The organism is Chryseobacterium sp. (assembly GCF_022712095.1).
Taxonomy (GTDB): domain Bacteria; phylum Bacteroidota; class Bacteroidia; order Flavobacteriales; family Weeksellaceae; genus Chryseobacterium.
Genome location: NZ_JALAHD010000080.1, coordinates 1 through 9,400 on the forward strand (window position 1 = coordinate 1; position 9,400 = coordinate 9,400).

Annotated in this window: 8 protein-coding genes; all 8 read left to right on the forward strand. The window is 36.5% G+C overall.

Translation table 11 applies throughout. From position 1 onward, the window contains the following. Positions 1–28: 28 nt before the first annotated feature. A complete protein-coding gene (gene tssD, locus Q0A18_RS03645) occupies positions 29–433 on the forward strand; it encodes a type VI secretion system tube protein TssD (RefSeq protein WP_292008816.1) in 405 nt (134 codons plus the stop codon). 135 nt (positions 434–568) lie between these two features. Further along, a complete protein-coding gene (locus Q0A18_RS03650; protein WP_292008817.1) occupies positions 569–2,476 on the forward strand; it encodes a phage baseplate assembly protein V in 1,908 nt (635 codons plus the stop codon). A gap of 2 nt (positions 2,477–2,478) precedes the next feature. Beyond that, a complete protein-coding gene (locus Q0A18_RS03655; RefSeq protein WP_292008818.1) occupies positions 2,479–2,649 on the forward strand; it encodes a hypothetical protein in 171 nt (56 codons plus the stop codon). 64 nt (positions 2,650–2,713) lie between these two features. Further along, positions 2,714–3,691 (forward strand): DUF2931 family protein, encoded by a 978-nt coding sequence (locus Q0A18_RS03660; RefSeq protein ID WP_292008819.1) that lies wholly within the window; start codon positions 2,714–2,716, stop codon positions 3,689–3,691. A gap of 64 nt (positions 3,692–3,755) precedes the next feature. Then, positions 3,756–5,177 (forward strand): DUF2235 domain-containing protein, encoded by a 1,422-nt coding sequence (locus tag Q0A18_RS03665; RefSeq protein WP_292008820.1) that lies wholly within the window; start codon positions 3,756–3,758, stop codon positions 5,175–5,177. A 12-nt stretch (positions 5,178–5,189) separates the two neighbouring features. After that, positions 5,190–6,236, forward strand: coding sequence for a hypothetical protein (locus Q0A18_RS03670; RefSeq protein ID WP_292008821.1), 1,047 nt, complete (start codon positions 5,190–5,192; stop codon positions 6,234–6,236). A 28-nt stretch (positions 6,237–6,264) separates the two neighbouring features. Further along, positions 6,265–6,756: a DUF4280 domain-containing protein gene (locus Q0A18_RS03675; protein ID WP_292008822.1), complete on the forward strand. Its 492-nt coding sequence runs from the start codon at positions 6,265–6,267 to the stop codon at positions 6,754–6,756. Between the two features lie 10 nt (positions 6,757–6,766). Next, positions 6,767–9,400, forward strand: a 2,634-nt coding sequence (locus Q0A18_RS03680) for an OmpA family protein (protein ID WP_292008823.1), incomplete at its 3' end; no start/stop codon positions are given.

Consider the following 9,400-nt stretch of genomic DNA (forward strand, 5'->3'; position numbering starts at 1 on the left):
AAAATATTAACAATTAAAATTTACTATTATGGCAGCAAATTCAAGAGGGATCCTAAAATTTAATGGAAGCGAAGGACAGAAATTATTAAAGCTAAATTATAGCGTTTCCAGATCTACGGATGTTTCAGGACGTGTAGCTTCAGATCCTTCCAATGCACTTATTAAAGTAACGATAGAAGCAACTGAAAAATCTGACATCCTTGAAAGTTTATTAAATGGGAAATATAAGCCTACAAGCGGAGAAATTACTTTTAATAAATCCCATGAGGAAGGAACCCTGATTACTTTGAACTGGGAAAATGGATTTGTTATTCAGCATGAAGTAGATTTCGATGCAGTGGATGAAAACAGTATGTTAATCAGTTTTGTGATAAGTGCAGAGAAGATTAACTACGGAAATGCATCTTATGAAGGGCTTTGGCCATCTAACTAATTTCGAATATTTATACGATTGATAACTAAAAAGGCTATTCAAAAGATAGTCTTTTTCATCCTGTATGGAATAATTTTTTGTTCTTACCATAGGTCTTTTATTAGACCAATACTTTAACATCATAATCACAATTATATGGGCACAGCATTTCGTCCTTCCCAAAATGCAGATGGAGTTTCTGAAAATCATCATATGGGGATTAACCGTCTGGTAAAATTATCTTTGGTAATAGAAGGTAAGGTGATCAAATATTATAAGCACTTTACATTAAAGCAGAGTGCAATGCATCACCATGAGTTTAGTCTTGTCCTGGCTCATGATACTTTGGGTGACCGTCAGACTCATACACTGGAAGAGGCCAATAAGTTTTTAGGAAAAAGGTTGACAGTTGTGATCTCATATAAAGATATAGATAACAGTCCGGACCGAACCTTTGTAGGAGTTATTACGGGAGTCGGATATAGTCAGGAGAAAATGAGTCTGGGTAATATTATACTGTCAGGGTACAGTCCTACTATTTTACTGGATGGAGCTCCGCATATACAGAGTTTTGGGGGCAATCAGCCTGTTAATATGGGAATTATTGCTGAAGAAGTGATTAGACAGGGACTTGATAAAAACCGTTTTGATATCAGGATAGATACCAATGATTATTCACAAATTATATATAGCAGCCAGTATGATGAAACTCATTATAACTATCTTGCGAGAATGGCGGAAGCATATGGTGAACAGTTCTATTATGATGGTGAAGTGCTGCACTTTGGTAAACTTCCTCCACAGAATAAACCCATATCATTAATCTATGGAAGTAGTGTTGATGACATCAATGTAGAGCTAAAGGCGGTACATACCAAGCCACAGTTCTATGGCTATAATAGCAGTAAACATGAGAAACTGACTTCAGGAGCAACACCGATAAAGCACGTGAGCAATATTGCTAAAACGGCTTATGAACATAATGATAATATTTTTAAAACACCATCACTAAGAGTGGCTCCTATGAAAGTTGCTACTCATCTTGACGTAGAATATTCTCAGAAAAGTACATCAGGAAGTGAAGCCGTGGATGTTTTCAGTTTATCAGGAACTACTACCGTTCCGTTTTTACATCCAGGCTGTGTGGTAGATGTTCAGATGCGTAAGCTGGATACCAACCAGACCTCTTATTTTACTAAGATTATGGTAACGGAAGTGGAGCATGAAGTAGATACCCTAGGACATTACAAAGGTCATTTTAAAGGAATAGCCTCTGATACCGGATTCTTACCAAGACCACATTTCACGATACCTAAGGCCGAACCGCAAATTGCTACCGTGATCTCAAATACTGATCCGGAAGGACAGGGAAGGGTTCAGGTAAGATTTGACTGGCAGACAAGTGATACTACTCATTTTATTAGAATGATGAGTCCTGATGCAGGTGGGACAGATAAGGTTACCCAAAACAGAGGGTATGTGGCGATTCCTGAAGTGGGAGATCAGGTAATGGTGAATTTTGTACACAATCACCCTGACAGGCCTTTTGTAATGGGGGGAATGTTCCATGGAGCCGTCGCACTGGGAGGAGGAATTAATAACCATTTAAAATCTATTCAAACCCGTAGTGGGATTAAGATTTTAATGAATGACGAAGAAGGAAGCGTTAATATTGTGGATCCGAGCGGGAACTTTATTTTCATGGACGGGCAGGGAAATATTTCCGTTAACGCCCCTAAGAACTTTACCCTGAAAGCAGGTGAAAATATAAACATAACTGCCGGAAAAGAAATTTCAGTAAACGCAGGAGCCAGTATTACAAGTGCTGCCAATGAAAATATAATTTCCACGGCAGGAACCGATATTGTGCAAACGGCAGCCGGAGATATCAGGGAGACTTCTGATACCCGGACGGAGATGGTGGAAAAAGAATTCAGACGACAGTCTGAAACTTCCAATGAAATAGCCGGTGAAATATCCATGTTCAGTGAAAAAGAGAATATGACCATGCAAAGCGGTAAAATAGTGGAATTCAACAGTGCGGAAAAATCTAAACTTTTTTAATCATGGCTATAAGAAAGACAGCGAAAAACATACACGTTAAAGTAAAAGATACTTATAACCTTATGGTTGGTGAGAAAACTGAAAAAATAGCTGAAAAGATTAATGTAGAAGCTATAAAACAGAACCTTGTACTGGCAAGCAATAAAAAAATATTATCCCGTGGTCATAAATAACCTGAAAACCCTGATTCTTTTTATTCTGTGTAGTTTCTCAATAATACATTGTCAAAATAAAAAAATGGAAGAAAAAAAATACAGTTGGCTAGGAACGATCTCTGCACCACAGGAGTTTCCCATGGAAATTTATAGCGGGAGTATCATAGCAGATGATTTCACTTATAATTTCGATTCCATTTGGGGAACACAAAATACAGGCTGGGGAAATGACGGAGGAACAATGAGTGTTTCCACTACACAAATGGAAATTCCTCATGCACTGGAGTTTACCTGGTATTCCTTAGTGGAAGGAAAATTTTATACTGGAAAATGGAAACTTGACAAAGAAAAGATTGTCAAACTTTTTGAAGAAGGACTTGTGGATCAGGATACTCATAAAAAAACTACATATGATGCTTTCGTAGTGGGATTAGCTCCTAAAGGACGAGTGGTCTTATGGATTAAAGGGACGGGAAATCAGAAAGAAGTAGGTGTTTTTCAGGCGCATGATACCATTATTAAGGAGGAAAAAGCATATGACAATGCCCGGTATATGTTTAAAGAAGGTTTTGCAGACAGGATGTTAAACGATCCTTCTTACAAAACATTCAAACCGGAAGTCAGAGAGAAAATACAGCAACATGGCTATCCTTCTGAGGATATTTATGATGTTTACAGAGAAAAATATAATTGGAAACCGGAAGTCATACTTACTGAAGGGGGAAAATGGATAGATTTTGGCTTTAATAATTACAATGGCGAGCAGGAAAACCTATTCGGGGAAAGCCTGAATAATAATCATTATCAAAAAAGAGCTGTTCCTAAATTCTGTGGGTTTTACTGGATGGATAAAGAAAAGAACCGGTATGCCATATGGATCGATTCTTTTGATGAAAAGGAGATTTTTGATGTATTCGGAAAATTAGGAAAAGAAGAAAATATAGATTTTGTAATTAAAGTGAATGCTGATAATACGGAAGCAAACTTATTTTTAAAAACAAAAAATCAGGAGCTTCCTGTTACAAAGGCGAAAATAAGATTATCGGGTAAAATAGGATAAACCATTACCTCACAGGATTGATATATTTTATAACTATTCTTTCATCAAACTTGAAATAAAAAATATGCATAATAATAGATTTGGAGACTATAGTCCGCCACCTGCAGTTGAAGATGGAACCATGGATATTACCTTAGGGATGTTTTTTGATGGAACCTTGAATAATAAAACCAATACTATTGAAAGAAGAAATCAGACAGCTGTTCATAAAAAACATGGTGGAGATCCTTCGGATAATAATAGTTATAACAATGACTGGAGTAATGTCGCAAGGCTGTGGGATAACTATGATAAGAATTATGCGATATATATAGAAGGTATAGGAACAACGGACAGTGATTCAGATTCCATGGCAGGGTATGCTTTTGGAGCGGGAGAAACCGGTATCCGGTCAAAGGTGGAAAAAGGTTGCTCCGAGATTGTTAAAAAAGTAAGGGATTTAAAAAATGCCCAAAAAGCAGATAAGATCAATGTACTTACTTTTGATGTATTTGGATTCAGTAGGGGGGCAGCGGCAGCCCGACATTTTGTACATGATACGGGAAAATCTAAATATAAGGCTACTGCACGTAATTACACAAGGGAAAAAGATTTTTCTGCTACTATTTATTATGATGACTGGGGTAATATTGTACCATTTGAGGAACTTCCTAAATGGGGGAATCTAGGACTGAAGTTACAGCAGGCCGGTATTACAGTTGAAATACTGAGAATAAGATTTTTGGGGGTTTATGATACTGTTTCTTCCTATTCAAACAATGGGATTCCAAACTTTAGTAATGATGTTCAGGAGCTTGGATTGAATGATATTGGAAGAGCACAAACTATTGTTCATTTTATAGCAGAGAATGAACACCGGGAAAATTTTGACCTGACAAGAGTACCTAGTGGGATTGAAAAAACATTTCCAGGTGTACACTGTGATGTAGGTGGAGCTTATGAAAATGGTACAGAAACCTGGAAAGAAATAGAAACAGCATGGGGATGGGGAAGAATTGAAAAATTAGAGCCTTTACGAAGACGGCTTATCGCAGAGTGTTGGTTTAATGAAGATCAGCTTTCTTATGATGAAGGAAAATTATATACTGCATTACAGGGATCCCGGGACCTGCTTAAAACATTCAGTTATATTCCTTTACATTTCATGGGTGAATATGGTACAGACAAAGATATTCCCTTCAATATGGCAAAAATTACCAAAGAAACCTATAGTATTTCATCTGATACTTTATTAGAAAGAGTGAAAGCCCGATTAAGACCCTACGTGATGGGTAATGGAAGTGCTTATAATTTTAAGACCTACGAACAGCTGCAGAATATCTATGCCGGTTCTAAAATTCCTGAACAAAGACATGCAGATTATGAAAGAGAAGTGAAAGAGCAGGAAGATCTGAGAGTACTCAGAAATAAATATTTGCACTGGTCTGCGAGAAGGGAAGGAATCGGAATGGACCCGAGAAATAACAGAGTACGGGTTATACATTAAAAAGATCCAGAATTGAAGTATAATAAGCATATCATCACAGAAAACGAAACACTTAAAAGTATTGCCGCTTTTTACGGTTTGGCTGAAGAAGAGCTAAAACTGTTTCATAATAACCATTGTGAAGTAAAGGATATGATTTTAATAGGACTTACAAGTCAGAAAGAACTTTTTATTCCAAGAACGGCGGTTGCCGACAAAAATAAACTGGTTCCATTGGGTCATGGAAATAAACTTAAATTTCAGCCGGAAAATTCATTCTTAAAATATGGTGTGATTATTACCATTGAAAACGTAAATCATAAAAATGAATTAAAATTTGAAACTTCCGTACGCTGGCTAAAAAGTGAAAACCTGCTGCATTTTTTTGAAATAGACAGGACCTCAAGACTTTATTTAAACGAAGAAGAAGTCAATGAAATGGCAGATTTATTGGCCTATAAAGCGTCCAAAGTTCTTTATCCGCTACAGGTAAGTGTTAATCAGGAGGGAAAATTGAATGCGATTGAGAACCTTACCCTATTTAATAAAAGATGGAACGGAATTAAAGAAGAGATTTATAAAGAATTTGAAGGAGAAATTGTAGATGAGTATTGCCAAAAAATTGAAAATACATTGGCAGAACCTGAGATTCTGACAGTATTACTGAAAAATGATTATTTTCTTAGAACCATGTTTTTTGGAGTTTATCAGAGCTTTGGGAAGAATTATAAAACGACAGGAACAGAAAGCTTCCCTGTTATTAACAATCCGATAGAGCCCCATTATGAGATCAGTCTGGAAATAGATCCTTTGAAGGATGAATATGACCTCATTAGTATAGAAGGAAATGGGATATTGTATGATGAGCGTACGGTTAATGATTTTATTAACGGGGCTCTCTTTCCGGTTCTGATCAATGAAGATCCGGTTTTTAATGAGAACGGTTCTTTCAGGATACAATATTACCTGAATGGAGAATCAGTGCTTCCGGAATCATTATACCTGGAATCTGATATAATGTTACAGGAGAGGAAGAAAGTTGCGGTGGTGATATCGGCCCTGCAGGAAGAAACAGAATAGTTTAAAAACACCAAAAAATGAAATTAGTATGGCAGAAAAACATATTGTAGTACAAGGTGCAACGTGCATATGCCAGTTCGGGCAGGCTCCGGATAAACTTAAAGTGCTTTCACATCAGAAAGAATATGCCAATGATAAAAATGCGGCTCAGAAACTGATAGTGACTACAAAAGAAGTAGGAGGAGCTACCTTCGAAAAAAATACTTTTGGCAGTTGTACTAAACAGGGAATTCCGCCGCCTCCCTGTGCTATAATGCTTACTGAATGGCAGAATTTTTATGATAAAGTACAGCTAAGCAACGGAGGATATATCATTTTGGAAGACAGTAAAGCTATTTGTGCGGTTGCAGGAACACCCTGTATCAGCATTATAGATCATGGGCAAAGGGCAGAAGCCAGCCGGCAGAATTTTAAAAATGCTGATAAGGATGTACAGCAACAGATTAATCCTTTGGTGGATGCGGAGGATATGTGTAATGAGCAGCCTGTTTCTGAAGAACAGCAGGGGGGTGCAATCTAAACTATGAAAAATGGCAAAAGGTGTAAAAAAAATAAAATTTACAGCAGGGAGATGTATTGCTATGATGTCTGTTCCTAATATGCTGTTGACGATATATCCGGACGAATGGGTGTATTTTGGGGTAGCAGAATGGTTACCGGATACAACAGAAGCCGATAAAAAGAAAGAACTTATCTGGATGAGACAAACCGGTGACAGAAAAATTATTATTAATCAAGTACCATCATCTACCGGATATCGATTCTCAATAAGTAAAGAACTTTGTGGAAGTTACCTCTATTATATAGAAGCCAGTTTGTCTGGTGTAAGGGATTTCAAAAACATGGTAGGGTTGTTTGTGAAAGGATGGTGTGATCCTAAGATTATCAGTAGTAAATGGAGTACTCAGAGAGGAAGTGCAAGCATCAAAAATAGTAATAAGACTAATTATATATCTTACGGACATATTGTTTATCTTAATTTAAAGACAGAAGGGCTTAACGGGAATACAGTTGTTATTGAGCTTTGGAACCAGCAATATGCAAGAAAAGATAAATTGGTTCATATATATAATGGAGTTAAGGTTACTGCCGGGGAAGTTAATCTTAAAATAGAAAATACCTATGCATGGATGGCATATGTGGATAACATCCAAAATGTAGAGGAATTTTATATCAAAGTAAAAGATACTGTTTCGGGTAAATATGTTAAAGATAACCTTAATGATGATCTGCACGCTATTTATCTTAACGTAAAGAATAAAATTGCAACAACTAACGTAAATACCAGTCAAAATCAGACTCCTACCAAAGTATATGTACCCGATGTAAGCTCTGTACGTTATGAGCCATGCAAATTTGAAGTTATAAAGATTACGGAAAGTGCAGTAAAAGATGGAAAGCCCGAAAATATAACTGTAGATGTATTTGATAATGGAAGAGGAATAAGAGCAATTACAGGAAATCATCTTAAAGAAACTATACAACGAACGATTTACTACAAGTTTGATTCTACTATTATAGATAAGGATGGAGAGGCTACTCTTAACAATATTTTAAAATTTCTTTTGGAGCACAAAGGATCGACAATGAATCTAAGTGGATATGCATGTGTTATTGGAAAACAAAATTATAATAAAGGCTTATCTCAAAGAAGAGCAGACGTTGTTAAGAAATTCTTTACAGATGGAGGTTTGGATCCGGCAAGAATAATTTCTGTGGGGAAAGGAGAGATAGATCCTACTGATGATAAGATGGGAAGGGATAATATTAGGTATAGAAATGAGAGAGAGTATGAAAATAACAGAAGAGTAGACATTTCTTTTGTATTTAATGCTCATGATGCTCATACCCTTAATTATGAAGTCGTAGCACCGAGTGTTTCCACAAAAAGACCGCTGACGATAGATGTTATAGGATTTGAAACTAAGGCCTGTTTTAGAGGTAATAACAAGCATAAAAAGGAAATCCAGATAATAGATGTTGGCCAGGCCATGGATCAGGGAGATACAAAACAAACCTTTACAGCTTCTTCTTTAAATTATAAAGTTTATTCAGATCTTTCAAGATTTAATGCATTTCCTATACAATATATTTGGCCTATTGCAACAAACCCTAATCAGTTTCATCTACATATTCATACCTGTAGATATTATAGTAAAGAAAATCGTACTACTGTATTAATTAAAGCTTATCCTGATATAAAATGGGAATTGGCACTGGAACTTTTAGTAAATGTTACTAATTATAAAGCGGTTAATATGCCGCCGGGAAGTGTATATGCCAGACATCAGGAGAAATCCAGAGAACAAGGATATAAGAGAAGGGTAATGAATGAAAGCGGAAAAGTTCCGATTTCAATAGGAGTAGGATTATCTGCAGAGTGGGATAATGGAGAGATGAAAAGAAGCTTTACAAATGAGTTTTCGGATGTAATAGAGCCGGTAGCCAGAATGATTGCTAATGCAATTAATTTGGTTCAGCATGCAATTAATTATGCTCAGAGTGCGGCAAAAGCGACTGCTATTCCCGTAGGATTTGATATCAGATATCCTAAGTTTACAGTGGTAGGAAAATGGTACTTAGAAAGAATTAATAAAAGAAGTGAGCTTAGTGTAATTGGAGAGGTCGGTTTTGGCTTTCAGCCTTTAATAGGAGCAGAAGTTGTGATTGATATACTAGGGTGTGCAATTGCTCTGGCTTCCTATGGAGCGACTGGAAACCCGGCTGCAGCTAAAATTATTGAGAAGTTTAGAGGGGGATTAGAAAAATTAGGAGCATCAGTAGTTTTTACAGCTACCTTTTATGGGGAATTGGCAATGATGGTTGATGCATTAAAAATTGATAGTATTAATGGAATACAGATGCAGGGGAAGACTACTATCGGTGGAAAAATGGGAGTAACTATAGAGCTGAGTATTAGCATTGAGGTAGGAAGAGTAAGCGGAACAAAAGCTAAGCCTATTATAACATTCAGAGCAGCAGCTAAGGCAGATTCTTATTTTGGAGGAGATTTTGTTATCGATTCGGATGAAAAAGGATTGTTTATACAGCCTATTTTAAAATTCTCTGGAGTCGTTATATCTGTAGAAATAGAAGGAGAAATAGGATGGTGGAAGAGTAACTTTAAAATAGAAAATAAAGTAATAGAAGAGGAGATATTACAT

Excerpts from the sequence above, each read along its gene's own strand:
- tssD (WP_292008816.1), top strand. The coding sequence starts at position 29 with ATGGCAGCAAATTCAAGAGGGATCCTAAAATTTAATGGAAGCGAAGGA.
- Q0A18_RS03650 (WP_292008817.1), top strand. The coding sequence starts at position 569 with ATGGGCACAGCATTTCGTCCTTCCCAAAATGCAGATGGAGTTTCTGAA.
- Q0A18_RS03655 (WP_292008818.1), top strand. The coding sequence starts at position 2,479 with ATGGCTATAAGAAAGACAGCGAAAAACATACACGTTAAAGTAAAAGAT.
- Q0A18_RS03660 (WP_292008819.1), top strand. The coding sequence starts at position 2,714 with ATGGAAGAAAAAAAATACAGTTGGCTAGGAACGATCTCTGCACCACAG.
- Q0A18_RS03665 (WP_292008820.1), top strand. The coding sequence starts at position 3,756 with ATGCATAATAATAGATTTGGAGACTATAGTCCGCCACCTGCAGTTGAA.
- Q0A18_RS03675 (WP_292008822.1), top strand. The coding sequence starts at position 6,265 with ATGGCAGAAAAACATATTGTAGTACAAGGTGCAACGTGCATATGCCAG.